We start from the raw sequence: 23,479 nt of genomic DNA, 5'->3' as shown, positions 1-23,479 counted from the left end.
CGCGGACGAAGCAGTTCCTCTGCCAGATTCTGGGGCATTGACCGTGAAAGCGGGGGTTTCACACCCCCGCACCCCCGTGGGATATTTGCGGCAAGATAAAGGGGCGGCCGCTGGGCTGCCCTTTTATTTGCCGCGGCTGGCGGGCAGGAAGAAGTCGAGCATCGAGCCCTGACCCGGGGCGACTTGCGACCAGTCGTCGATCTGGAAATCGACGATCAGCGTGGCGCAGGTCGGGTATTTGCGGAAATCCGGATCGTAATTCGGCCGCGACGGCAGCGAGGCCGCGAAATCCGCGATGCCCGGGTTATGCGCGATCAGCATCACGCTGGGCGCCGTCGCGGTCTTCAGCACGGCCAGCAGCGTCTCGGGCGTGGCCTGATAGAGGCTGTCGATGAAGCGCACCTCGGGCCGGGTCTCGATCACCGCCGAGGCGACGCCGTCCCAGGTCTCGCGGGTGCGGGTGGCGGGGGAACACAGGACTTCCTCGGGCTCGAGCCCGCGCGAGGCGAGGAAATCGCCCAGCTCATGCGCCGCGGTGCGGCCGCGCGCGTTCAGCGGGCGGTCGGCATCGGCCATCAGGGGATCGTCCCAGCTCGATTTCGCATGGCGGGTGAGGATCAGGCGACGGTGTCCAGTGGGGGTCATCTGTGGAAGTGCCTCATGTGCCAAGCGGATTGAGCCTCCAGCCTGCCATAGCTTTGACCCGGGGGGCAAGAGCGCCGGACAAGACATCCGGCGGAAAGGCAGTTTTCCCCTTCCCGGCTGTTAAGGAACGCATGGCAGGCGGGAACGTCATAGCCCTGTGCAGACAGGGCGCCGCAGGGGCAGGCGCTGGTGCAGGGCGCCGCGCAGCCCGAACAGGGGTGTTTTGACGCAGGGGGCAGGGGAAGCTGTTCCGGCACCGCCAGAGCCCCCCGAAACGAGGTCCAAAGCCCCATCCGCGGATGCGCAAGCATCTGAACCGGCGAGGGAAAGGCCTGTTGCGACTCGGTTGCCCAGGCGAAGAACGGCGGGTAGGGCGGACCGTCCGAGGGAAAGATCGCCCGCCCGCCGAAGGCCGTGGCAAGCGCCCCGATCACCCGTTTCGACCAGCGGTCAAGCGGATCGGGGCGGCCATCGGCGAATTCGGCCTGCGCGGTGACATGGTCCCAGAAGCCGGGCTCGTCGGGGGACAGAAGCAGGATCGTCTCCGCGCCCGCAGGCGTCATCGCCGCCACGAAGAGACGGTCCGTGGCGAGGGCATCGGTCAGGGCGCGGGGAAGGCTCACCGGCGGCGCGGCTTCACCCGCGTCTGCGTCGCGCGGATCATCGAGCCTGCCCCGTGTTCGGTGAACAGTTCCAGCAGGCAGGCGTTCGGCACCCGGCCATCCAGGATGACCACGGCGCGCACGCCCTCCTTCACCGCTTTCAGCGCGGTTTCCACCTTCGGGATCATGCCGCCCGAGATCGTGCCATCGTCGATCAGCGCATGCACCTCGTCGGGGCTCATCTGGGTGATGACCTCGCCCGCCTTGTTCTTCACGCCCGCCACGTCGGTCAGCAAAAGCAGCCGGTCGGCCTGCAGCGCGCCCGCGATGGCGCCCGCGGCGGTGTCGCCGTTGACGTTGAAGGTCTCGTTGTCGTTCACGCCGGTCGCCACCGGGGCGATGACCGGAATGAGCCCGGCGCCGTAAAGGTCACGCACGATCTGCACGTTCATCTCGACCGGGCGGCCGACGAAGCCCAGTTCCGGGTCGTCGGGTTCGCAGACCATCAGATCGTCGTCCTTGCCCGAGATCCCCACGGCGCGGCCGCCCTGATCGTTGATCGCCTGCACGATGCGCTTGTTCACCAGACCCGAGAGGATCATCTCGACCACCTCGACCGTGGCCTTGTCGGTGACGCGCTTGCCGCGGACCCAGTCCGATTTGATGCCAAGCTTGGCCAGCATCTCGTTGATCATCGGGCCGCCGCCATGCACCACGACGGGGTTCATGCCGACCTGCTTCATCAGAACGACGTCGCGGGCGAATTCCGCCATCGCTTCGTCGTCGCCCATGGCATTGCCGCCGAATTTCACCACGACGACCGCGCCGGTGTAGCGTTGCAGATAGGGAAGCGCTTCGGAAAGCGTTTTCGCGGTGGCGATCCAGTCACGGTCCATCGTCTGTTTTCTCATCAGGGGCCCTCGGGGAAGTCGGGAAAGTGTTAGAACCAATCGCGCCCCCTGCCAAGGGCATTGCCAATGCCGTCGGGGTGATTACATCGAAAGGGAAAAGCAGGAGAACGGGCATGGATGGACGGAAGGTAATGCTGTTGACAGGGGCAAGCCGCGGGATCGGCCATGCCACGGTGAAGCGCTTCGCACGCGAGGGCTGGCGGATCATCACCTGCTCGCGCCAACCCTTCCCCGAGCAATGCCCCTGGGGCGGCGGGCGCGAGGATCACATCCAGCTCGATCTGGGCGATCCGAACGCCACGATCCAGGCGATCGACGAGATCAAGTCGCGGCTGGATGGCAAGCTGCATGCGCTGGTGAACAATGCCGGGATTTCGCCGAAAGGGCCGGGAGGATCGCGGCTCAACACCATCGACACCGACCTGCGGACCTGGGGGCAGGTGTTCCATGTGAACTTCTTCGCCTCGATCGTGCTCGCCCGCGGGCTGAAGGACGAACTCTCGGCGGCCAAAGGCGCGGTGGTCAACGTCACCTCGATCGCGGGCTCGCGCGTGCATCCCTTTGCGGGCGCGGCCTATTCGACCTCAAAGGCGGCGCTGAAGGCGCTGACGCGGGAGATGGCGCATGACTTCGGGCCGATGGGGGTGCGGGTCAATGCGATCGCGCCCGGCGAGATCGAGACCTCGATCCTGTCGCCCGGCACCGAAAAGATCGTCGAGACCCTGCCCTTGCGCCGCCTCGGCCAGCCGCGCGAAGTGGCCGATGTGATCTGGTTCCTGTGCTCGGATGCCTCGAGCTATGTCACCGGCACGGAAATCGAGGTGAACGCCGGGCAGCACGTCTGACCGGCGGGGGAGGGGGGCTCTGCCCCCCGGCTGCGCCTCCCCCCGGGATATTTCGGCCAAGGTGAAAGGGCCCTTTATCTTGCCTCAAATATCCCGGGGGAGTCCCGCAGGGACGGGGGCAGAGCCCCCTAGGCCAGGGTGGCGATGATCGCGCGCAGGGTTTCGATGCCCTCGCCCTTTTCCGAGGAGGTGACGACGATCTCGGGATAGGCGGCCGGGTGTTTGGCCAGCGCGCCCTTGACCTGTTCGATCACCCGCTCCAGCTCGGCCTTGGAAATCTTGTCGGCCTTGGTCAGCACCGCCTGAAAGGTCACGGCGGAGCGGTCGAGCAGTTGCAGGATTTCCTCGTCCACCGCCTTCACCCCGTGGCGCGCGTCGATCAAGACGAAGGCGCGGCGCAGGGTGGCGCGGCCCGAGAGGTAGGATTTCAGCAGAGCCTGCCACTTCTTCACGATCGCCACCGGCGCTTCGGCGAAACCGTAGCCGGGCAGGTCGACCAGATAGGGGCCGCCCTCGGTGGTGAAGAAGTTGATCTCTTGCGTGCGGCCCGGCGTGTTCGAGGCGCGGGCCAGGTTCTTGCGGCCGGTCAAGGCATTGATCAGCGAGGATTTCCCCACATTCGAGCGGCCCGCGAAACAGATCTCGATCCGGTCGGCGGGCGGCAGGCCCGTCATCGCGACGACGCCCTTGAGGAATTCGACCTGCGCCGCGAACAGCAGCCGGCCACGTTCGCGCGCCTCTTGTTCCGGCTCCGGGGCCAGCGTGAATTGCATCTGCATCAAAGCACCTCCACAGGGTCGCCAAGGGTGATGGTGCCGCCTTCGATCACCGTTGCATAACAGCCGAAATGCCAGTCGCCGTTCAGGCGGTCGAGCAGCTCGAGCATTTCAAGATCTTCCGTGCCGGTGGCCGGATCGGTGCAGGTGGCGCGACAGCGGGTGATCGGCATCGTCACCTCGAGCACGGCCGCGCCAAGGCGCAGCCGCTTGCCCGGCAGATCCCGCTCGGCCCAGGGCGCCCAGCCCTCGACCCAGAGATTGCCGCGGAAGCGATGCCGCGAGATCTCCTGCCCGGCGGCCTGACCAAGTGCTTCGAGCGAGGAGAGCGACAGCAGCGAGACATAGGGTTCGGCCATGTCGGAAAGCGCGACGCCCTCGACACGTTCCACCGCGCGGGGCGCGGGGCGGCTTTCGGGCCAGAGCGGGCGCAGCCAGTCGATCAGCCGTGCCTGATCCTCGGTCCGGTCGGGATCGACGGTCAGGGCGGGGCGCTCGGGATGGGTCAGGGTGATCTGCCCGTCTTCCAGCATCTGCGCCGTGACGGCCATCAGCTTCGGCGCCGCGACGCCGCGCAGGAAATTCTGCTTGCGCGCCCAGTCCCGCAGCGGGCTGTCGAATTTCGCCGCCTGATGCGACACCGCCCAGACCCGGTCGAAAGGCAGAACGCGCCCCTGCATCAGGGGCGCGCTTTCGATGTCCTCATGGCCGATCGACTTGATCGGGTGCCGGACGATATGGGTCAGCCGTCCGGTCATTTCTTCGGCGGTTCTTCCGCGGTCTTCTTGCGGAACCCGGCGATGATGTTGCCGAAAAGGTCAGGCCGTTTGCCGTGCAGCGACATGATCGAATATTGCTGCGCGAAGGTGATCACGTTGTTGGCGATCCAGTACAGCACCAGACCCGAGGCGAAGCCGCCCAGCATGAACATGAAGATCCAGGGCATCCAGGCGAAGATCGCGGCCTGGCTCGGATCGGTCGGCGCCGGGTTCAGCTTTTGCTGGAACCACATCGAGATGCCCAGAAGGATCGGCAGCACGCCGAGGCTGAAGATGAACAGCATCGAGCCCGGTTCCGGCGTCGCATAGGGCAGCAGGCCGAACAGGTTCAGGATCGAGGACGGATCGGGGGCCGAGAGGTCCTTGATCCAGCCGATCCAGGGCGCGTGATACAGCTCGATCGTGACGTAGATCACCTTGTAGAGCGAGAAGAAGATCGGGATCTGCAGCAGGATCGGCAGGCAGCCCGCGGCGGGGTTGATCTTTTCGCGCTTGTAAAGCTCCATCATGCCGCGCTGCAGCGCCTGCTTGTCATCCTTGGTGCGCTCTTTCAGCGCCTCCATCATCGGCTGGATTTCCTTCATCTTCGCCATCGAGATGTAGGAGGTCCGCGCCAGCGGGAAGACGATCAGCTTGATGATCACGGTCAGCGCGATGATCGCCCAACCCATGTTGCCCAGCACCGCATGCAGCCAGTGCAGCAGCCGGAACATCGGTTTCGTCAGGAAGTAGTACCAGCCCCAGTCGATCGAATCGACGAAACGGGTGATCTGCGGCTGCGCCGGGTCGATCTTGTCGCCGAACAGCCGGTCGAACATGCCGGGGTCGTTCTGATATTGCGCGATGGCTTCCCATTCCTTCGCGCCCGCGAAAAGCCGCATCGTGACCGAGGTGCTGGCCCCGGCGGCGATCTCGACGGCGGGCTGGCGGGTCTCGGTCTGGTAAAGATCGGCCGAGGGGACGTATTTCACCACCGAGGTGAAGCGCGCGGTTTCCGGAATGAGCGTGGTCATCCAGTATTTGTCGGTGAACCCGGCCCAGCCGCCCGCATCGGCGCTGCGCACATCGGCCTGACCCTCGCCCTCGACCGCGTCAAGATCGGTGATCTTCTTGTATTTGATTTCCTGCAGCTCGCCGTTGGTCATCCGCACCGCACCTTCGTGCAGCACATAGACGCGGTTGCCAGCCGGGATGCCGTGCCGGGCGATGATGCCCCAGGGCGCGATGCTGACCGCGGCCGCGCCGGTGTTCTGCACCGCATCGGTCACGGTGAACAGATATTGCGGATCGACGGCGATGGTGCGGGTAAAGGTCAGCCCGGCGCCATTGTCCCAGGTCAGGACCAGCGGGGTCTCGGGCGTCAGCTTCGCGCCTTCGGGCGCGGTCCAAAGGGTCTTCGGCCCGGGCACCTGCGCGGCGGTCACACCCGCAAGTGCCGACCAGCCCTGCACCACGTAATAGGGCTTGGCGGCATTCAGATCGCTGCCGCCGACCGGCGCCAGCAGCCGCACGAGCGGCGAACCCGCATCGAGTTTTTCGTGATAATGCTTGAGCGAGAGGTCATCGAACCGCGCGCCCAGCAGCGAGATCGAGCCGGTCAGCGCAGGCGTGTCGATGGTGACGCGCGGCGCCTCGGGCGCGGGCTCGACCGCGGGCGCGGCGGTGGCCACGGGGGCGGCGGTCGGCGCCGGGGTTGCGGTCTGCTCCGCCACGGCCGGGTCCGAAGCGATCGGTTTCGGCGGCGGGAAGAAGACGGTCCAGACGACGATCACCAGTGCCGAAAGCACCGTCGCAAGGATGAGGTTCCTGTTTTGATTGTCCATGGGCGTGCATTTCCCCTGCCGGTCCGGAGTCGGCCCGGTTCAACAGAAGGGGCGGCCAAAGGTCAAGCGGTTTCGCGCGGCAGCCTGTCGCAAGCGACGATTCCCGCCTTATGTCGCAGCGGCGCAGCGGCCCGCGCGGCGGGCGGTTTCCGCCCCCGGCGGGGCGCGGCGCCTGCGGTGGCGGCAGGCGGCAAGGCGATTCCGTCGGGGCGAGTCAGCCGGCGCGAGTCCAGCGGCGTGAGTCAGGCGCCGCGGCGCAGGTCCGGCCGCGGGATCGAGGCCAGCCGCGCGTCGTGACGCCCCATCCATCCGGCGCATTCATCCAGCGGCAGCGGCGCCGAGATCGCCTTGCCCTGCACGTGACGGCAGCCGAGCTGCGCCAGCATCGCATGTTCGCCGATCGTCGCCACGCCTTCGGCCAGGGTCTCGAGGCCGAGCCCGGCGGCAAAGGAAATGATCGCCGAGACCAGACGTTGCTGTTCCGGGTCGCGTTCGACATTGGTCACGAAAGAGCGGTGGATGCGGATGCGTTCCGCGCCGGTGCGGCGGATCGCCGAGACGGAGATCGGCCCGGTGCCGAACCCGGCCAGCTCGATCCGGCAGCCCATCTTCGCGCAATGCGCGACGTTGCGCATCACCACCTCGTCGTCGAGCCGGGCCGTGACCTCGCGGTGCAGCACCAGACAGACGCGTTGCGGGGCCATGTCGAAGCGCTCGAATTCCCATTTCAGCCGGTCGGACATCTTCGGATCGGTCACATGGTCAAGCCCGATCGGCAGGCTGACAAGGCCCGGCCCCGCGGGCAGCTTGTCCCAGTCGCGCAGCGCGCCGAAGCATTGAAACAGCATCACCTCGGCAAGGCGCCCCTGCAGGCCGCTTGCGGTGACGGCGGGCAGGATCTCGGCCTCGCCGAGGATGCCGCGGTCCCGGTCAAGCCAGCGCGGCACCGCCTGCATCCCCGAGATCGCCCCGGTGTCGGTGCTGATCTGCGGCTGGAAATAGGCGACGACACGACCGTCCTCAAGCGCGGGGGCGATGTCCGGGCTTCGCGCGTCCCTTGCCCGGGCGAAGCCCGGCAAATCGGGCGCATAGGCCCGGATACTGCCCGGACCATGGCGCGCGGCCTCCTCGGCGGCGCTTTCGGCCGCAGTCAGGATCGCCCGCCCGGTCGGTTCGGGGGCGCGGGTCATCAGACAGAACCCGACATGGCTGGTGATGTTCACGCTGCGCCCGGTGATCGAATAGGGCGCGTCGCAGGCCAGTTGCAGCCGTCCCGCGAGCTGGATCATGCCTTCCAGATCGGGCCGGTGCGTCGGGGCAAGGATTGCCGCGTAGCGGGCGTTTTCGATCAGGGCGATTCGGTCTGTGTTGCGCAGCACGCCGCGGATGCGGGCGCCGAAGGCCTGCAGGAATTCCTCGAATTCCGCGCGCGACATCTGTCGCGACACCGCCGCCGGATCGTCGATGCCGATCACCAGACAGGCCGTGCCCTTGCCCCCGGCCTGCGCATCCTGCGCCGCGGCCTGCATCATCTCTTCGGCATCGGCACGTTGCGGCAGCGCCCGCAGGGCCTCGCCCTCGTCCTCGATCTCCTCGGGGATCGCCAGCGGGCGGCTCATCCAGGCGACGATCAGGGCGGTCACGCCGACGAGCGTCATCCCTTCCAGCCCGAACCAGAGCCCGGCCAGCGAGGCGGCGGGCAGAAAGGCCACCATTTCCCGGCGCCAGAGAATCGGCCCCTTCCGTTTCGCCCCGGTTTTCTTGCCCTTCTGTGCGGATTTGACCATTTTCGCCCTCGCCCCGGTCCAAAGGGGCATGCCCCCGTATCGCGGATGACCCTAGGCAGGTTTGGTCAGGGATTGGTTAATAACCTTGGCGCAAATTCGGCATGTTTTCGATAAAATCCGAGCCAATCGGCGCCTCGGCCCGCATCAGCGCGGCGAAGTCGAACAGCCCCGGGTCGCACAGATGCGAGGGGCGGACATTCATCAGCGACCGGAACATCACCTGACGGCGGCCGGGGCTGCGGGTCTCCCAGGTATCCAGAATCTGTTTCACCTGCACCCGCTGCAGCCCCTCCTGCGAGCCGCAGAGATTGCAGGGGATGATCGGATAGCCCATGCCGCGGGCGAATTTTTCGCAATCCGCTTCGGCAACGAAGGCGAGCGGCCGACAGACGAACAGATCGCCTTCCTCGTTCAGCAGCCGCGGCGGCATCGTCGCCAGCCGCCCGCCGTGAAAGAGGTTCATGAAGAAGGTTTCCAGAATGTCGTCGCGGTGATGGCCAAGCACGACCGAGGAACAGCCCTCTTCGCGGGCGATGCGGTAAAGATTGCCGCGCCGCAAGCGCGAACACAGGCTGCAGGTGGTCTGGCCTTCGGGGATCTTTTCCTTGACCACCGAATAGGTGTCCTGAAACTCGATCCGGTGCGGCACCTGCATCCGGGTCAGGAAGTCGGGCAGGACGGTGGCGGGAAAGCCCGGTTGCCCCTGATCAAGGTTGCAGGCGAGCAGGTCTACCGGCAGCAGGCCGCGCCATTTCAGCTCGACCAGCGCCGCAAGCAGCGTGTAGCTGTCCTTGCCGCCCGACAGGCACACCAGCCAGCGATCGCCGGGCTTGACCATGCCATAGGTCTCGATCGCCTCGCGGGTCTCGCGCAGGATGCGCTTGCGCAACTTCTTGAATTCGGTGGAAGACGGCGCCCCCGTCAGCAGCGGCGGCAGGCCGGTGTCATCCTCGTCAGACATGGTCGTGATCCTTGTGCCGCGTCGCGTCGAAGGCCGGATCGGCGCCCGGCACCGGGTCGTAGCCCTGCCCGCCCCAGGGATGACAGGAGGCCACCCGTTTCGCCGCGAGCCAGCTGCCCTTGAGCGCGCCGTGCCGGTCCAGCGCCTCCATCGCATAGGCGGAACAGGTCGGCTGATAGCGGCAGCCATGGCCGACCCAGGGGGACAGCAGCAACCGATAGCCGCGCACGGGCAGGGAGATCAGAAAGGCGAGGGGGCTCATTTGCCCCGTCTCCGGCCCTTTGGCACCTCGCCCAGCGGACGCGGCTTCAGGCTGCGCCCGGCGTGAATGTCGGTGATGGCGCGGACCAGATCGGCCTGCAGCGCGGCAAAGTCGCGGTTCGCCGTGGCTTCGGGGCGGCCGACCAGAACATAATCCCAGCCGGGTTGGCCCAGATCCGGCAGGCCCAACCGCGCCACTTCGCGCAGCCGCCGCTTGGCGCGGTTGCGGGCCACGGCATTGCCGAGTTTCTTCGAACAGGTGAAGCCGACGCGGATCAGATCGGCGGCGGCGGTGTCGCCTTCGCCGCGTTTGCGCGCCTGCAGCAGGAAGCCGGGCGTGCTCATCCGCTGCGCCGAGGCGGCGCGCAGGAAATCGGCGCGTTTGCGCAGAATGGTGATCGCACGGGCCACAAATGTGCAAACCGCCGGGAGGCCTCCCGGATCCCGACCCACTGGGCCAGTTGCGGGCGCCTCCGGCGGTGTCATGCGATCAGGCCGTCAGCCTTACGCCGACAGAACCTTGCGGCCGCGGGCGCGACGGGCGTTCAGAACCTTGCGGCCGCCTTTGGTCGCCATGCGGGCGCGGAAGCCGTGACGGCGGGCGCGAACGAGGTTCGACGGCTGGAAAGTGCGTTTCATCGCGGATACTCCGGTTGTCTTGTCGGGGGGGCAGCTGCAGTCCTGCCGGATTCGGCCGCCCTGTAATTGAAGCCCGGTCTTTAGGGGCATCGTCCGCACAAGTCAATTCACCCGCGCGGGTTTTTTGCGCCTCCCGCGCCTGCGCGGCGTTTGCGCCCTTCCGCTACCGGCAACAGCCCCCTATGTAGATGCAAAAGGCTTTGGTATTCCTGAAAAATGCCGAAGCGACAAAGGGGGGCGAAAGGACCCCCGGGCGGGTCGCCGCCGATCGGGACAGGATGAAGGTCAACACGCTTTCCGGGCGGTTTCTTGTGCTCACGACGGTCTTCGTCGTGTTGGCTGAAGTGCTGATCCTGTTGCCGGGGCTGGCAAATTTCCGCGAGGATTATCTGCAGACCCGGTTGGAACGGGCGCAGATCGCCTCGCTCGCGCTTTTGACCACCGACATGATGATCGAGCCGGATCTGGAGCAGGAACTGCTCGACAATGCCGGGGTCTACAACGTTGTGCTGCGCCGCGATGCGGTGCGCCAGCTGGTGCTGTCCTCGCCGATCCCGCAGCCGATCTCCGCCACCTATGATCTGCGCGAGGAGCCCTTCGTCAATCTGGTCCGCGATGCGCTGGCGGTGCTGGCCGATCCGCAGAATCACGTGATCCGGGTGATCGGCGATCCGGTGCAAAAGGGCGGTCTGGTGATCGAGGTGACGCTGGCCACCCAGCCGATGCGGCTGGCGATGATCGAATCGGGGCTGCGGCTTTTGTCGCTTTCGGCGGTGGTCTCGGTGGTGACGGCGTTCTTGCTGTTCTTTCTGGTCCGCCGCCTGATGGTGGTGCCGATCAAGCGCGTCGTGGCGCATATGGCTGCCTATGCCGCCGCGCCCGAGGATGCCCGCACGATCATCCGGCCGCAGGCGCGGATCGAGGAGCTGCGGGTGGCCGAGGAGGCGCTGGCCTCGATGCAGCATCAGCTCACGGCGGCGCTGCGGCAAAAGGAACGGCTGGCGCAGCTGGGGCAGGCGGTGGCGAAGATCAGCCACGATCTGCGCAACATCCTGACGACGGCGCAACTTTTCGCCGACCGGATGGAGGGGTCCGACGATCCGGCGGTGCAGCGGGCGGCGCCGAAGCTGATGGGCTCGATCGGCCGCGCGATCAACCTGTGCGAGACGACGCTGGCCTTTGGCCGCGCCGAGGAGCCGCCGCCGAAGCTGGAACCCTTTGATCTGGCCGGTCTGGTGGCCGAGGTGATCGAGGGCGAACAGGGTCTGACCGCGGCGGTCGACTTCCTGTCCGACGTGCCGCCGGGCTTTGAAATCCATGCCGACCGCGAGCAGCTTTACCGGGTGCTGTCGAACCTCGCCCGCAATGCGCGGCAGGCGATCGAGGCGACGGGCAAGCCCGGCACGATCGAGATCGGCGCGGGCGACGAGCCCGAGGGCTGGTGGATCCGGGTGCAGGATACCGGGCCGGGCCTGCCCCTGAAAGCGCGCGAGCGGCTGTTCCAGCCGTTCTCGGGCGGGGTGAAGAAGGGCGGCACCGGGCTGGGTCTGGCGATTTCAGCGGAGCTGGTGCGCGGCCACGGCGGGCGGCTCGACCTTGAGCGCAGCGACGAGACCGGCACCGAATTCCGCCTGCACCTGCCGCGGCCGCTGCTGCTGGCGGGCGACGAGGCCGCGGTCTGAGCGATGCCCCGAAAACCGGGGAAAATCCGGGGGGCGGAAAGAAATCTTTCGATCTCCGCGTTTTCGGGCTTGCAAAGGTTTTCCTGCGGGGCTACATCGCCCCCCACGACGGACCCGTAGCTCAGCTGGATAGAGCATCAGACTACGAATCTGAGGGTCGGGCGTTCGAATCGCTCCGGGTCCGCCACTTCCTCTTCGACGTTAAAAGCCACGCCTTCGGGCGTGTTTTTTATTGCCCGGCCGGGGCCTTCGCCCTAAGGCGCAAAGAAGGCGCGGCTTTGGGAGAGACCGATGACCCTTCTTCTGGTTCACACCGGCGGCACGATCGGCATGGCCCCCGGCCCGCTGGGTCTGGCGCCGCAGCCCGGTCTGGTCGAGGCGGCGCTGGCCGCGCGTCTGCCTGCGGGAACGCGGCTTTGGACCCATGTCTTCACGCCGCTGCGCGACAGTGCCGATATCGGCCCGGCCGACTGGAACGCGATTCTCGATGCGCTCGATGCCCATCCGGGCCTGCCCGCGCTGGTGACGCATGGCACCGACACCATGGCCTTTACCGGGGCGGCGCTGGCGCAGGCCTTGGCGGGCACCGGGCGGAGGGTGATTCTGTGCGGTTCGATGCTGCCCCTGGGGCAGGGGGGCGATGCCGAGCGCAATCTGGATCTGGCGCTGGCCGCGGCCCATGCGCCCGGGATGGGGGTCGATCTTGCCTTTGACGGGCGGCTGATGGCCGCCGGGGGGCTGGTGAAGCACGACAGCCAGGCCCGCGATGCCTTTCGCAGCCAGCCGCAGGATCCTGCGCCCGCGCCGAAAACGCGCCGCTTTGATCCGGCGCGGCGGCTCGCCGTGCTGACGCTTTCGCCCGGGCTGCCCGGCGCGGCTTTGGCGGCGATGCTGCAGGCGCTGGACGGGGCGGTGCTGCGGGTCTTCGGCGCGGGCACGGTGATGCATGATCCGGCGATTCTGGCGGCGCTGCGGGATGCCGTGGCCGCGGGCAAGCGGCTGCGTGCGGTCAGCCAATGCGAGGCGGGCGGGCTGGCGCCGGGCGCCTATGCGGCGGGCGCGGCGCTTTGGGCGGCCGGGGTGGAAAACGGCGGCAAGGAAACGCCCGAGGCGGCGCTGATCCGGCTTTGGCTCTCGTGACCAAAGGGGCCCCGAAGGGCCCCGGCGCAGGTTTGCGCGATCTTACTGCGCGGTGGCGGCCAGCAGCGCCGAGGCCACCGCTTCGGTCGATTGCCCCGAGGCCTGAGCAAGTGCCGCCAGCGTCTGATCCGGCCCGGCCCCTTTCAGCCCGGCCGCGGTCAGTTTCGCCGCGAGCGTCGCGCCGTCGGTGCCGAAGACCGGCGCGACATCGGCGATTTTCGCATTCATCACCGCCATCGCCAGCGCGAATTGCGGCGGGCCCGAGCGGCCCTCGCCCGAGGGGATCGCGAAGGGGATCGAGATCACCAGCGACACGACGAGCGCAATCCACATCGGCGCGCGCTTGATGTAGGTCGTGACCGAGCGCCAGTTCTTCCAGACATGCAGCGCGAAGGGCAGGATCAGCACCATCGACAGGATTTCGTGCATCTCGCGGAAGGTCGATTGCCCGACATGGAAAAAGAGCGCGACGCCCGAGACCAGCGAGACAAGGAACAGCCCGGTGATGAAGGGCGTGGCATAGCGGTTGAAAAGATCAGTCATGACAGTGCTTTCTGTGAGGCCGGGGCATCCTTGCAGGATCGGCCCGGGTGCCTGAGAGGGGTCAGGAATGAAACGCGAATGGCCGCAACTTTCGTCGCGGCCATGGCGTGAAAGGCTCGATCCCCCCTGCGGCAGGCTGTCACACCGGCGTTGCCGCCAGCTGCACCAGCCGCAGACAGACCTGCGTCGCCTTGTCCATGTCCTGCACCGAAACCCATTCCAAGGGCCCGTGGATGTCCTGCATGCCGGTGAAGATATTCGGGCAGGGCACGCCCATTTCCGTCAGCCGCGAGCCGTCGGTGCCGCCGCGGATCGGCACGGACAGCGGCTCGATCCCCTCGGCCCGGCAGGCCTTGCGGGCCAGTTCGACCGGGGTCATGTCCTGTTCCAGCCAATAGCGCATGTTGCGGTATTGCGGCTTGATCGTGCAGGTGATCTCCGCCCGCGGCTCGGTGGCCGCCACCGCGGCGCAGACCTGGCGCAACAGCGCCCCGCGCGCGGCCAGACCATCAAGCTCGAAATCGCGCAGGATGATCGAGAATTCCACCTCGGCCGCGGTGCCCGCCATGGTGGTGATGTGCCAAAAGCCCTCGCGCCCGTCCACCACCTCGGGGGTTTGCGTCGCCTGCGGCAGCATCTCGATGATCTTCGCCGCCAGATGCAGCGCGTTCACCATCTTGCCTTTCGCGGTGCCGGGATGGGTCGACACGCCCTTGACCTTGACCTTGGCGCCATCGGCCGAGAAGCTTTCATATTCGATCTCGCCCACCGCGCCACCATCGAGCGTATAGGCGAAATCCGCCCCCAGATCGGCGGGCAACCGGGCATCGACGCCGCGGCCGATTTCCTCGTCGGGGGTGAAGGCGATCCGCAGCTTGCCATGCGGGATCTGCGGGTTGGCGATCAGATGCTCGGCCAGCGTCATCAGGATCGCCACGCCCGCCTTGTCATCGGCGCCAAGCAGCGTCAGCCCGGAAGCGGTGATCAGGTCATGGCCCAGCTTCTCGCCCAGATAGGGGTTGGCGGCGGGCGAATTCACCAGACCGGGGGCGTCCGGGTAGGTGATCTCGCCGCCGTTGTAGCCGCGAATGACCCGCGGTTTCACGCCTGCCGCATGATAGGCGGGGGCGGTGTCCATATGGGCGAGCATGCCGATCACCGGGCCTTCGGCGGTTGCGGGCACGCTGGCCAGCACGGCGCCATACTCGGTCACCGTCACCTCGGCGGCGCCGATCCGGGTCAGCTCCTCGGCCAGCATCCGGGCCAGGTTCAGCTGAATCGCCGTCGAGGGCGAGGACGGGCTTTCCTCGTCGCTTTGGGTATCGACGGCGGCGTAACGGCACAGGCGCTCTTCGAGGCGGGGGCAAAATTCGGTCATGACGGACTCCTTTTGCGCAATGGGACGCGACCGGGCGGCGGTGTCAAGACTTGCCCCGTCGCGGCGGGGCGGCTACATCACCCTTCCGGCCGAACGGAGGACCCCATGGACACCGCCACCCGCATTGCCCGCACCATCGCCGAGGAAATCGCCGCGACCCCCGCGCAGGTCACCGCCGCGGTGGGGCTGCTGGACGAAGGCGCGACCGTGCCCTTCGTCGCGCGCTACCGCAAGGAGGTGACCGGGGGGCTGGATGACACGCAGCTGCGCAAGCTGGCGGAACGGCTCGATTATCTGCGCGAACGCGAGGCACGGCGGGCGGCGATTGTCGCCTCGATCACCGAACAGGGCAAGATGACGGATGACCTCGCGCTGGCGCTGGCGCGGGCCGAGACCAAGGCGGAACTTGAGGATCTGTATCTGCCCTACAAGCCGAAGCGCCGGACGAAAGCGATGATCGCGCGCGAAAACGGTCTGGGGCCGCTGGTCGAGGCGATCTTGGCCGACCGTCGCGCGGTGCCCGAAAAGCTGGCCGAGGGGTATCTTTCCGAAGCCGTGGCGACGGTGAAGGAGGCTCTGACCGGCGCGCGGGAAATCGTCGCCGAGGGGCTTGTCGAAAACGCCGCGCTGCTGGGGTCCTTGCGCGAATTTCTGGCGCGCGAGGCGCAGATCACCGCGAAGCTGGTCGAGGGTCAGGCCGAGAAGGGCGCGAAATTCTCGGACTATTTCGATCACCGCGAGCGCTGGGCCGATGTGCCCAGCCACCGGGCGCTGGCCATGCTGCGCGGCTCGAATGAAGGGGTGCTGACGCTGGATATCGCCCCCGACGAAGAGGGCGTCGCCCGGGCCGAGGCGATGGTGGCCGCGGCCTTGGACGCGAAGACCCAGGCGCCGGGGGATGCGTGGTTGCGCGCCGTCGCGGGCTGGACCTGGCGGGTGAAGCTGAGCCTGTCGATGATGCTTGATCTGCTCTCGGACATGCGCGGGCGGGCGCAGGACGAGGCGATCAAGGTTTTTTCCCGCAACCTGAAAGACCTGCTGCTGGCCGCCCCGGCGGGTGCGCGGGCGACTTTGGGGCTTGATCCGGGCATCCGCACCGGCTGCAAGATCGCGGTCGTCGATGCGACGGGCAAGGTGCTGGCCACCGAGACCGTCTATCCCTTCCCGCCGAAATCCGATCTGCGCGGCACGCAGGCGGCGCTGGTCCGGCTGATCACCGCGCACAAGGTCGACCTGATCGCCATCGGCAACGGCACGGCCAGCCGCGAATCGGAACGGCTGGTGGCGGAAACGCTGAAACTGCTGCCCGCTTCGGTGAAGGCACCGACCAAGGTTGTGGTGTCCGAGGCCGGGGCCTCGGTCTATTCGGCGTCCGAACTGGCGGCGAAGGAATTCCCCGATCTCGATGTCTCGCTGCGGGGTGCCGTGTCGATTGCGCGGCGGTTGCAGGACCCCTTGGCCGAGCTGGTGAAGATCGAGCCGAAATCCATTGGCGTCGGCCAGTATCAGCATGATGTCGATCAGTCGAAACTGGGCCGGGCGCTGGAAGGCGTGGTGGAAGATGCGGTGAACGCGGTCGGCGTCGATCTCAACACCGCCTCGGCGCCGCTCTTGGCCCATATCTCGGGCCTCGGGCCGGGGCTGGCCGAGGCGATTGTCGCGCATCGCGACGCCAATGGCGCCTTCAAGAGCCGCAAGGAATTGCTGAAAGTGTCCCGCCTCGGGCCGCGGGCCTTTGAACAATGCGCGGGCTTTTTGCGCATCACCGGCGGGACCGAGCCGCTCGATGCCTCCTCGGTCCACCCCGAGGCCTATGATGTCGCCCGCGCGATCGTGAAATCCTGTGGCCGCGATATCCGCGCGCTGATGGGCGACAGTGCGGCGCTGGCGAAACTGCGCCCGCAGGAGTTCGTCACCGAGAAATTCGGCCTGCCGACGGTGCGCGACATTCTGGCGGAGCTGGAAAAACCCGGCCGTGACCCGCGGCCCAGCTTCGTCACCGCGACTTTTGCGGAAGGGGTCGAGGACATCAAGGATCTGAAACCGGGGATGCAGCTGGAAGGCACGGTGACGAACGTCGCGGCCTTCGGCGCCTTTGTCGATATCGGTGTGCATCAGGACGGGCTGGTCCATATCAGCCAGCTTGCCGACCGGTTCGTCAAAGACCCGCATGAGGTGGTGAAGGCAGGCGATGTGGTCAAAGTCCGGGTGACCGAGGTCGACGTGCCCAGGAAACGCATTGCCCTGACGATGCGCAAGGATGGCGGCACCTCGGCGCGCGAGGACCGCGCCGCCCGCGGGCCCGAGGCCTCGAAAGGGCCGAAGGGCAAACAGCCGATGTCGGCCGGTCCGAAGACCAGCCAGGCGACCGGCGGCTTTGGCGCAGCGCTGCTTGATGCGATGAAGAAACGCTGAGGGGGGCCCCCCTCAGCTGCCCCCGTTCAGCTGACCGCCGCGCGGCCGTGGCCGATCGCCGATTGCATCGTCCGCACCACCACGAAGGCATCGCGCAGGTGTGACCGTTCCAGATCGCTGAGGTCCGAGGGCGCAAGGAAATTGTCCGCCGCCCGCCCGGATTTGATCAAGAGCGCCTGATTTTCCAGCCGCATCGTCGCGATCAGGTCATAGGCCTCGATCAGATCGCGCGCGCCGCTGGCCGAGACCACCCCTGCCTCCTCCGCGGCCTTGAGCCGGGCGCGGGTGTTCGACGGCACCAGCCGCCCCTGCAGCGCATAGATCCGGGCAAGGTCCACCACCGGCACCACCCCGTTCATCTTCATGTCGATGTGGTTCCGATGCTCGCCCGAGCGGATCGTGGCGAAGCTGCGAATGAGGCCGAGGGGCGGCGTATGTTTCAGCGCCGCCGCCGTCATGTGCATGACAAAGACCGAATTCTGCGCCGCCATCGCCAGGGTTTCGGCGCGCAGGTCTTCAAACATCGCGATGCCGCCGCCGCCGATCGGGCGCAAATCGAACATCACCGAGGCCAGCATCTGCGCCTCGGGGTCGGGCCGCGAAATCCAGCCCGCGAAATAGTCGCGCCAGACCCGCAAGGGCTGACACCAGCGCGGGTTCGTCGCCATCATCTCGCCCGGGCAATGCGCGTAACCGCAGGCGTTGAGCCCGTCGCAGACGATCTTGGCCAGCGCGCGGAAATAATCCATGTCGGCGGCCGTCACCCGGTCATCCAAAATCAGGCAATTGTCCTGATCCGAAACGCCGCTTTGCTCTTGCCGCCCCTGAGAGCCGCAGGCCAGCCACAGATAGGGCACCGGCGGCGGACCAAGGCTGCGTTCCGCCATCACCAGAAGCCTGCGCGTCACCGCATCGGCAATGTCGGTAATGAGCCGCGTCACCACATCCGGGCCGTGATGCCCGCCCACCAGCTGCACCAGCAGCTGCGGAAGGCGTTCGGTCACCGCCGTCATCTCGGAGAGCGTCTCGGCGGAAACCACATCGCGGATCAGCATGGCCGAGGACACGGCCTGAAACCGGGTCAGGTCGGTCTGGGTGATCATGCCGACGAAACGCCCCGCCTCGGTGATCGGCAGATGGCCGATACGGCGTTCGAGCATGATATGCAGGATGTCCGATCCAAGCGCGGTGGGCGGCAGGCTGACCGGACCCGGTGTCATCACCCGCGCCACCGCGGTCTCGGTGGGCAGACCATCGGCCAGCACCTTGTTCGACAGATCGCGCTGCGTGACGATGCCCAGAAGCGTCTCGCCCGGGTCGACCACCCCCAGCGAGGACACATGCGCGTCGCGCATCATCCGCGCCGCCATCAGAACCGTCGTTTCGGGCGTGCAGGAGAGCGGCTTCCTTGCGATCAGATCGGCGACCTTCTGCGTCGCGATATCGGTTGAAACCTTTTCGCCGCGCTTCCTGTTGAAGAAGCGTTCAAAGGCCGGATAGGTCTCGATCAGCCGCTTGAAGGTCGGCGTGGGCAGCACAAGGCAGATCGTCTGTTCGGTCGCCTTCGCCTGCGTCGCGGCCAATCCGTCGCGCAGGAGGCCGCGTTCGCCAAAGGAATTGCGGGACCCCAGCAGCGAGACCAGCCCGCCGTTGCCGTCGGTGATTTCGACCGCGCCCTGTTTCACCAGATAGAGCCCGCCGATCGGGGTCTGATAGACATAGATCAGCGAGCCGGGGCGAAACTCCATCCGGCGAAAGGCGGCGGCGACGGTTCCAGCTCCTCGCGCGGCAGGCTGTCGTAGGGGTGGACCGTCTCCAGAAAGGCGATATGGGCCTCGCGATCGGTTTCCATGACCTGTTCCTTGGCTGTGGCGGCCTGGGTGAGGGGCGGCCGCCTTGGACGCAACGGCGCCTGCCGTCGCGTCAGCCATCCTGCGCAAAGATCAAAATCTGCGCCAGAGCGATTTCGGGGCCGGGCCAATTCGTCGCGTCTTCTCAGTCCCTTGCCAGCGCTTCGACCGGATCCAGCTTGGCCGCCGCGCGGGCGGGCAGGAAGCCGAAACTGACCCCGATCAGGCTTGAGCACAGGAAGGCCAGTGCCGCCACCGGGGCCGAGAACGACAGTTTCATCGTGCTTTGCAGGGTGTTGAAAACCTGCCCCGCCGTCATCGCCAGGGCCACGCCCAGAAGCCCGCCCAGAAGGCAGATCAGCACCGCCTCGATCAGGAATTGCGCCACGATGTCGGACCGCCGCGCGCCGACCGCCACCCGCACGCCGATTTCCGCGGTGCGTTCGGTGACCGACACCAGCATGATGTTCATCACCCCGATGCCGCCCACCACCAGCGAAATCAACGCGATGGCGGCCACCAGAATGGTCATCGTCTGCGTCGTCTGGGTGATCGTGTTGCGGATCGTGTCGGCGTTTTGCAGGAAGAAATCCTTCTTGCCGTGACGTTGCTGGATCAGCGCGGAAATCTGTCCCTCGGCATCGGCCATGCTCACCGTATCGGTCACCTTCACCGTGATCGAATTGATCGTGCTCGAGCCGGTGATGCGGACCGCGGCGGTGGTGAAGGGGGTGAAGACGCGCACCTGCGTCGGGCCGAAGCCGGAACTGGTCGCTTCGACCCGGCCGATGATGCGCAACGGCACCTTGCCGATCAGGATCGTCTTGCCCAGAACCGAACCGCCTTCGGGGAAGAAGGCCTTATAGGCCTCGGCATCCAGAATGGCGACCTGCGCGCGGGCGTCGATCATCGCCTGATCGATCAGCAGGCCTTCGCGCGCGGTGAAGCCGCCGACGTCGAAATAGCCCGCCGAAACCCCGCGCAGCGAGACCGAGGTGGTGATGGCGCCCAATGTCGCGGATTTCTGCGTGCTGATTTCGGGGCTGACCGAGGCGGTGAAGGGCTGCGCCGCCAGCGCCACCGCATCGGCCACGACCAGCGTGCGGATGCGGCTGGCCATGCGGTCGCCAAAGCCGGTGCCGGGGCGGATGGTGATGGTGTTGGTGCCAAGCGCCGAGATGCCCGACAGCACCTTTTCCTGGCTGCCCTTGCCCAGCGCCACCACCGACACGACCGAGGCGATGCCGATGATGATGCCCAGCATGGTCAGGAAGCTGCGCAGCCGATGCGCGGCAAGCGCCTTGACCGCCATGCGCGCGGCTTCGCCGAGGCGCCCGACAAGGGCGGCGCTGCCCCCGCGTTCGGATGCCGGACGGTCGAGCTGCGGGGCCGGGGTGTCGGGCGGGCCGGGGCGGCTGTCCGAAAGGATCGCGCCGTCGCGGATCTGGATCACCCGGCTGGCCCGGGCGGCAACGTCCGGGTCGTGGGTGATCACGACGATCGTATGGCCGCGCCGGTGCAGGTCGTCAAACAGGTGCAAAAGCTCGGTGCCCGAGACACTGTCGAGCGCGCCGGTGGGTTCGTCGGCCAGGATCACCTCGCCGCCGTTCATCAGCGCGCGCGCGACGGACACCCGCTGCTGCTGCCCGCCCGAGAGCTGCGACGGGCGATTGTGCAGCCGGTTGCCAAGGCCGAGCCGGGTCAGCAGATCCTGTGCCCGGGGCTGGCGGCTGCCCGCCTCGGTGCCCGCGTAAATCGCCGGAATTTCGACGTTGCCCACCGCCGAAAGCGCGCCAAGCAACTGATAGCGCTGGAAGATGAAGCCGAAATGCTCGCGGCGCAGCTTTGCCAGCGCGTCCGAGTCAAAGTCGCCCACGTCGCGGCCGTCATAGGCATAGCTGCCGCGCGTCGGATGATCGAGACAGCCGATCAGGTTCATCAGCGTCGATTTGCCGGATCCCGAAGCGCCGATGATGGCGACGTAGTCGCCGCGCCAGATCTCAAGGTCGATGCCCTTGAGGACGGACACCGCCTCGTCGCCGATGACGTAATCCTTGCCGATGCCGCGCAGGCGAATGATCGGCGCGTCCATCTCAGAACCCCATCATCGGCGGCCGGTTGCGGCGCCCGGTATCGGAATTCGCCGCCGAGATCGAGGGCAGCACCACCGCCTCGCCCTCGGTCAGCCCCGAGGTCACCTCGGCGAGCGTGTCGGTCATCATGCCGATGCCGATCTGCCGCGGCGTGCTTTGCCCGGTCGCCGGGTCGTAGACCGCCACCTCGGCCTTGCCGCCCGATACCCGCGGCAGCGTCGTCACCGGCACCGTCAGCACGTTCTTGCGGGCATCGAGCGTGATCGTCACCTCGGCCGACATGCCGATGCGCAAGATGCCCTCGGGGTTCGCGACATCCAGCAGCGCGTTGTAATAGATCGCCTCGTCGGTATCGATCGTGTCCGAGGTCTCGATGCTGGCGGGGGCCGGTTCCAGCGCCCGCAGGGTTGCGGAAAAGGCTTTCGTCAGCGAGGAATTCAGCGTGAATTCCGCCGCTTGCCCCGGTTTCACCGCCACCACATCGGCTTCGGAAATCTCCGCCTTGACCACCATCCGGTCCAGCTCGGCCAGCTTCACGATCGTCGGACTGGACGTGTTGGCGTTCAGCGTCGTGCCTTCCTCGGACACGATCGCCACCACCGTCCCCGAGATCGGCGCCGAAATCCGCGTCCGGGTCAGTTCCGTCTGCGAGGATGTCAGCGTCACCTGCGCCTCGTCCAGCTGCGCCTTGAGCCCTTCGAGTTCCGCCTTTGCCACATCCAGCGTGGCCTCGGCGGTTTCGCGGGTCTCGTCGGAACTCAGCGCCTTGGAATTCAGCGTCGTCTGCCGGGTCAGCGACAGTTCCGCCACCCGGATCGCGGCCTCCTTGGCCTTGATCTGCGCCTGCAGCTGTTTCAGCGCGGCCTCGGCGCGAGCGACATCGGCGCGCTGGTCGGAACTGTCGATCGCGGCGATCAGATCGCCCTTTTGCACCCGGTCGCCAAGCGCCACGGCCAGCGTCTGCAGCTGCCCCGAGACCTGCGCGCCGACCGAAACCAGCTGCGCCGCCTCGATCGTGCCCGAGGCCAGAACCGTCTTTGACAGATCGGCGCGGGCGGCGGTGGCGGTCAGCGGCGCCTGCGGCTCTTCGGCGGTGCCAAAGGTCCAGACCGCCCCCCCGGCCGCTGCCAGCATCAGCACGAGGGAGAGGGCAATCACGTGTCTTTTTCGCATCGGTCCCGGTCCAATCGACGCCGTCATGGCAATCTGTGATCTCTACGCACGAGATAGCGGTTTCCGGCGTTTGTCATCGGTCCGAAGGCCGGGCCGGGCCGCAGATCACGGGATCGTGCGCAAGATCGCACCGGGGCCGCGGCGACAAGGGCCCCGCTCTCTCCCTTCTTGAGTCACGCTTTCGCCGCAATGGCGGACAAGACTGGCCGGGCCAACCGGAATGGAGACCCCCATGGCACGCAAGCTCCTGGCCCTGATCGCGAAATGGCGGTCGTCCGAAGATGCGGTCGTTGCGACCCGCCTGTCGATGCTGGCCGAAGGGGTTGCGCCGGGGCGGCTGCACGGGCCGCTCTCGCCCTTCCGCTTTGTCGCGCAGCGCCGCGCCCTCTGATCAGAAATCGACCGTCACGCCGGGCAGGTTCAGATCGCGCACGAGGTCGCGCAGTTCCTGCCGCGCCGCGATGTTCGAGATGTTCAGGTTCTCGACGCCCAGATCGCGCAGATCAAGCAGCGTCATGCCGCGCGGAAACAGCTCGCGGAAGATCACCCGTTCCGAAAACCCGGGCGCGACGCGGAAGCCGATGCGTTTCGAAAGCTGGTCCAGCGCCTCGCCGACCTTGCGCTTGTTGTGCGCCTGCTGCGAACTCATCCGGTTGCGCAGCACCAGCCAGTCGATCGGCTTCAGCCCCGCCCGTGCCCGCAGCTGCCGCGCCGACCAGACCATTTCCGAATAGATCGAGGGGCCGGTGACCTTGGAGGTCTCGGGGTCGATCCGGGCAAGCAGGTCGAAGTCGATGAAACTGTCATTGAGCGGCGTGATCAGCGTGTCGGCCAGCGAATGCGCCACCTGGCTGAGACGGGTATGCGAGCCGGGGCAGTCGATCACCACGAAATCGCAGACCGGATCCAGCTCGGCCACGACCGAGGACAGCCGGTGGTCATAGGGGTTTTCGCCCGGGGCCAGCGTCGCGGCATCGGCTTCGGGCAGTTCGCGGTATTCGGGCGAGGGCAGATCAAGCCCCTCGCGGACCAGGAAGGCCAGCCGGTTCTCGACATAGCGGCCGAAGCTGCGCTGCCGCAGGTCGAGATCGAGCGCGCCGACCTTCTTGCCCATGCGCGCCAGCGCCGTGGCCACATGCATGCAGGTGGTGGATTTGCCCGAGCCGCCCTTTTCAT

The 23,479-nt window shown here is 66.9% G+C and carries 21 protein-coding genes, 1 tRNA gene and 1 pseudogene; 6 read left to right on the top strand and 17 right to left on the bottom strand.

Annotated elements, in window-relative coordinates; all coding sequences use genetic code 11:
* Positions 1 to 123: 123 nt before the first annotated feature.
* The 3 genes from FBT96_RS08815 to argB are packed head-to-tail and all read right to left on the bottom strand — an operon-like array spanning position 124 to position 2,143.
* A complete protein-coding gene (locus FBT96_RS08815) occupies positions 124 to 645 on the bottom strand; it encodes a SixA phosphatase family protein (RefSeq protein WP_136905932.1) in 522 nt (173 codons plus the stop codon).
* Entirely contained in the window at positions 642 to 1,268 is a 627-nt protein-coding gene (locus FBT96_RS08810; protein WP_136905931.1) for a ferredoxin, read from the bottom strand. The genes FBT96_RS08815 and FBT96_RS08810 overlap by 4 nt, the downstream gene beginning before the upstream one ends.
* A complete protein-coding gene (gene argB, locus FBT96_RS08805; protein ID WP_136905933.1) occupies positions 1,265 to 2,143 on the bottom strand; it encodes an acetylglutamate kinase in 879 nt (292 codons plus the stop codon). The genes FBT96_RS08810 and argB overlap by 4 nt, the downstream gene beginning before the upstream one ends.
* A 128-nt stretch (positions 2,144 to 2,271) precedes the next feature.
* Between argB and FBT96_RS08800 the strand changes: the two genes are divergently transcribed.
* The gene (locus tag FBT96_RS08800) at positions 2,272 to 3,003 is read left to right on the top strand and encodes an SDR family oxidoreductase (protein WP_074553094.1); all 732 of its coding nucleotides are present in this window, start codon (positions 2,272 to 2,274) and stop codon (positions 3,001 to 3,003) included.
* A gap of 128 nt (positions 3,004 to 3,131) precedes the next feature.
* Here the strand turns inward: FBT96_RS08800 and yihA are convergent, their stop codons facing one another.
* From yihA to rpmH, 8 genes are all read right to left on the bottom strand, one after another.
* Positions 3,132 to 3,782 carry a ribosome biogenesis GTP-binding protein YihA/YsxC gene (gene yihA / locus FBT96_RS08795; protein WP_136905930.1) on the bottom strand — a complete coding sequence of 217 codons (651 nt, stop codon included), beginning with the start codon at positions 3,780 to 3,782 and terminating at the stop codon, positions 3,132 to 3,134.
* Entirely contained in the window at positions 3,782 to 4,537 is a 756-nt protein-coding gene (locus FBT96_RS08790; RefSeq protein ID WP_136905929.1) for an MOSC domain-containing protein, read from the bottom strand. Before FBT96_RS08790 ends, yihA begins: the two co-directional genes overlap by 1 nt.
* On the bottom strand, positions 4,534 to 6,381 hold the full coding sequence (yidC, locus tag FBT96_RS08785) for a membrane protein insertase YidC (protein ID WP_136905928.1): 1,848 nt from the start codon (positions 6,379 to 6,381) through the stop codon (positions 4,534 to 4,536). Before yidC ends, FBT96_RS08790 begins: the two co-directional genes overlap by 4 nt.
* Before the next feature lie 242 nt (positions 6,382 to 6,623).
* Positions 6,624 to 8,198 (bottom strand): EAL domain-containing protein, encoded by a 1,575-nt coding sequence (locus FBT96_RS08780; RefSeq protein WP_136905927.1) that lies wholly within the window; start codon positions 8,196 to 8,198, stop codon positions 6,624 to 6,626.
* Between the two features lie 46 nt (positions 8,199 to 8,244).
* Positions 8,245 to 9,129 (bottom strand): tRNA 2-thiocytidine(32) synthetase TtcA, encoded by an 885-nt coding sequence (ttcA, locus tag FBT96_RS08775; protein WP_136905926.1) that lies wholly within the window; start codon positions 9,127 to 9,129, stop codon positions 8,245 to 8,247.
* A complete protein-coding gene (gene yidD / locus FBT96_RS08770; RefSeq protein ID WP_136905925.1) occupies positions 9,122 to 9,391 on the bottom strand; it encodes a membrane protein insertion efficiency factor YidD in 270 nt (89 codons plus the stop codon). The genes ttcA and yidD overlap by 8 nt, the downstream gene beginning before the upstream one ends.
* Positions 9,388 to 9,876 carry a ribonuclease P protein component gene (gene rnpA, locus FBT96_RS08765; protein ID WP_136905924.1) on the bottom strand — a complete coding sequence of 163 codons (489 nt, stop codon included), beginning with the start codon at positions 9,874 to 9,876 and terminating at the stop codon, positions 9,388 to 9,390. Before rnpA ends, yidD begins: the two co-directional genes overlap by 4 nt.
* Before the next feature lie 18 nt (positions 9,877 to 9,894).
* A complete protein-coding gene (gene rpmH, locus FBT96_RS08760) occupies positions 9,895 to 10,029 on the bottom strand; it encodes a 50S ribosomal protein L34 (RefSeq protein WP_013066095.1) in 135 nt (44 codons plus the stop codon).
* A 278-nt stretch (positions 10,030 to 10,307) separates the two neighbouring features.
* On the opposite strand from rpmH, the gene FBT96_RS08755 reads away from it, so the two are divergent.
* The 3 genes from FBT96_RS08755 (at position 10,308) to FBT96_RS08745 (ending at position 12,851) form a co-directional block, all read left to right on the top strand.
* Positions 10,308 to 11,711 carry a sensor histidine kinase gene (locus FBT96_RS08755; RefSeq protein WP_136905923.1) on the top strand — a complete coding sequence of 468 codons (1,404 nt, stop codon included), beginning with the start codon at positions 10,308 to 10,310 and terminating at the stop codon, positions 11,709 to 11,711.
* 110 nt (positions 11,712 to 11,821) lie between these two features.
* A tRNA-Arg gene (locus tag FBT96_RS08750) sits at positions 11,822 to 11,898 on the top strand.
* Between the two features lie 104 nt (positions 11,899 to 12,002).
* Positions 12,003 to 12,851 carry an asparaginase domain-containing protein gene (locus FBT96_RS08745; protein ID WP_136905922.1) on the top strand — a complete coding sequence of 283 codons (849 nt, stop codon included), beginning with the start codon at positions 12,003 to 12,005 and terminating at the stop codon, positions 12,849 to 12,851.
* 42 nt (positions 12,852 to 12,893) lie between these two features.
* Here the strand turns inward: FBT96_RS08745 and FBT96_RS08740 are convergent, their stop codons facing one another.
* Both FBT96_RS08740 and pepT read right to left on the bottom strand, forming a co-directional pair.
* Entirely contained in the window at positions 12,894 to 13,394 is a 501-nt protein-coding gene (locus tag FBT96_RS08740; RefSeq protein ID WP_136905921.1) for a DUF4405 domain-containing protein, read from the bottom strand.
* Positions 13,395 to 13,533: 139 nt separating this feature from the next.
* Positions 13,534 to 14,772: a peptidase T gene (gene pepT / locus FBT96_RS08735; protein WP_136905920.1), complete on the bottom strand. Its 1,239-nt coding sequence runs from the start codon at positions 14,770 to 14,772 to the stop codon at positions 13,534 to 13,536.
* 105 nt (positions 14,773 to 14,877) lie between these two features.
* Between pepT and FBT96_RS08730 the strand changes: the two genes are divergently transcribed.
* Positions 14,878 to 17,187 carry a Tex family protein gene (locus FBT96_RS08730; protein ID WP_136905919.1) on the top strand — a complete coding sequence of 770 codons (2,310 nt, stop codon included), beginning with the start codon at positions 14,878 to 14,880 and terminating at the stop codon, positions 17,185 to 17,187.
* Between the two features lie 26 nt (positions 17,188 to 17,213).
* Here the strand turns inward: FBT96_RS08730 and FBT96_RS08725 are convergent.
* The 3 genes and pseudogenes from FBT96_RS08725 to FBT96_RS08715 form a co-directional block, all read right to left on the bottom strand.
* Positions 17,214 to 19,039, bottom strand: a pseudogene (locus tag FBT96_RS08725) (DUF294 nucleotidyltransferase-like domain-containing protein).
* Positions 19,040 to 19,182: 143 nt separating this feature from the next.
* Entirely contained in the window at positions 19,183 to 21,129 is a 1,947-nt protein-coding gene (locus tag FBT96_RS08720; protein WP_136905918.1) for a MacB family efflux pump subunit, read from the bottom strand.
* A gap of 1 nt (position 21,130) precedes the next feature.
* Positions 21,131 to 22,288, bottom strand: a complete 1,158-nt coding sequence (locus tag FBT96_RS08715; RefSeq protein ID WP_169583327.1) for an efflux RND transporter periplasmic adaptor subunit — start codon at positions 22,286 to 22,288, stop codon at positions 21,131 to 21,133.
* A gap of 247 nt (positions 22,289 to 22,535) precedes the next feature.
* On the opposite strand from FBT96_RS08715, the gene FBT96_RS20645 reads away from it, so the two are divergent.
* Complete coding sequence (locus tag FBT96_RS20645) at positions 22,536 to 22,694, top strand: hypothetical protein (RefSeq protein ID WP_169583325.1); 159 nt, start codon at positions 22,536 to 22,538, stop codon at positions 22,692 to 22,694.
* On the opposite strand, the gene FBT96_RS08710 is transcribed toward FBT96_RS20645, so the two are convergent.
* Positions 22,695 to 23,479 (bottom strand): division plane positioning ATPase MipZ (locus FBT96_RS08710; RefSeq protein ID WP_136905916.1); only part of this gene is annotated, 785 nt, incomplete at its 5' end.

The sequence above is a fragment of the Rhodobacter capsulatus genome, assembly GCF_005144475.1.
Taxonomy (GTDB): domain Bacteria; phylum Pseudomonadota; class Alphaproteobacteria; order Rhodobacterales; family Rhodobacteraceae; genus Rhodobacter; species Rhodobacter capsulatus_C.
Note: the sequence above shows the minus strand (reverse complement) of the source record. Positions and strands in the feature narration are given on the sequence as shown.

What these genes read in the sequence shown, in the direction of transcription:
- FBT96_RS08730 (WP_136905919.1), top strand. Translation starts at nt 14,878, where the DNA reads ATGGACACCGCCACCCGCATTGCCCGCACCATCGCCGAGGAAATCGCC.
- yihA (WP_136905930.1), bottom strand. Translation starts at nt 3,782, where the DNA reads ATGCAGATGCAATTCACGCTGGCCCCGGAGCCGGAACAAGAGGCGCGC.
- yidC (WP_136905928.1), bottom strand. Translation starts at nt 6,381, where the DNA reads ATGGACAATCAAAACAGGAACCTCATCCTTGCGACGGTGCTTTCGGCA.
- FBT96_RS08800 (WP_074553094.1), top strand. Translation starts at nt 2,272, where the DNA reads ATGGATGGACGGAAGGTAATGCTGTTGACAGGGGCAAGCCGCGGGATC.
- rpmH (WP_013066095.1), bottom strand. Translation starts at nt 10,029, where the DNA reads ATGAAACGCACTTTCCAGCCGTCGAACCTCGTTCGCGCCCGCCGTCAC.
- FBT96_RS08740 (WP_136905921.1), bottom strand. Translation starts at nt 13,394, where the DNA reads ATGACTGATCTTTTCAACCGCTATGCCACGCCCTTCATCACCGGGCTG.
- FBT96_RS08755 (WP_136905923.1), top strand. Translation starts at nt 10,308, where the DNA reads ATGAAGGTCAACACGCTTTCCGGGCGGTTTCTTGTGCTCACGACGGTC.
- ttcA (WP_136905926.1), bottom strand. Translation starts at nt 9,129, where the DNA reads ATGTCTGACGAGGATGACACCGGCCTGCCGCCGCTGCTGACGGGGGCG.
- FBT96_RS08790 (WP_136905929.1), bottom strand. Translation starts at nt 4,537, where the DNA reads ATGACCGGACGGCTGACCCATATCGTCCGGCACCCGATCAAGTCGATC.
- FBT96_RS08745 (WP_136905922.1), top strand. Translation starts at nt 12,003, where the DNA reads ATGACCCTTCTTCTGGTTCACACCGGCGGCACGATCGGCATGGCCCCC.
- pepT (WP_136905920.1), bottom strand. Translation starts at nt 14,772, where the DNA reads ATGACCGAATTTTGCCCCCGCCTCGAAGAGCGCCTGTGCCGTTACGCC.
- FBT96_RS08815 (WP_136905932.1), bottom strand. Translation starts at nt 645, where the DNA reads ATGACCCCCACTGGACACCGTCGCCTGATCCTCACCCGCCATGCGAAA.
- FBT96_RS08780 (WP_136905927.1), bottom strand. Translation starts at nt 8,198, where the DNA reads ATGCCCCTTTGGACCGGGGCGAGGGCGAAAATGGTCAAATCCGCACAG.
- FBT96_RS08720 (WP_136905918.1), bottom strand. Translation starts at nt 21,129, where the DNA reads ATGGACGCGCCGATCATTCGCCTGCGCGGCATCGGCAAGGATTACGTC.
- FBT96_RS20645 (WP_169583325.1), top strand. Translation starts at nt 22,536, where the DNA reads ATGGCACGCAAGCTCCTGGCCCTGATCGCGAAATGGCGGTCGTCCGAA.
- rnpA (WP_136905924.1), bottom strand. Translation starts at nt 9,876, where the DNA reads ATGACACCGCCGGAGGCGCCCGCAACTGGCCCAGTGGGTCGGGATCCG.
- argB (WP_136905933.1), bottom strand. Translation starts at nt 2,143, where the DNA reads ATGGACCGTGACTGGATCGCCACCGCGAAAACGCTTTCCGAAGCGCTT.
- yidD (WP_136905925.1), bottom strand. Translation starts at nt 9,391, where the DNA reads ATGAGCCCCCTCGCCTTTCTGATCTCCCTGCCCGTGCGCGGCTATCGG.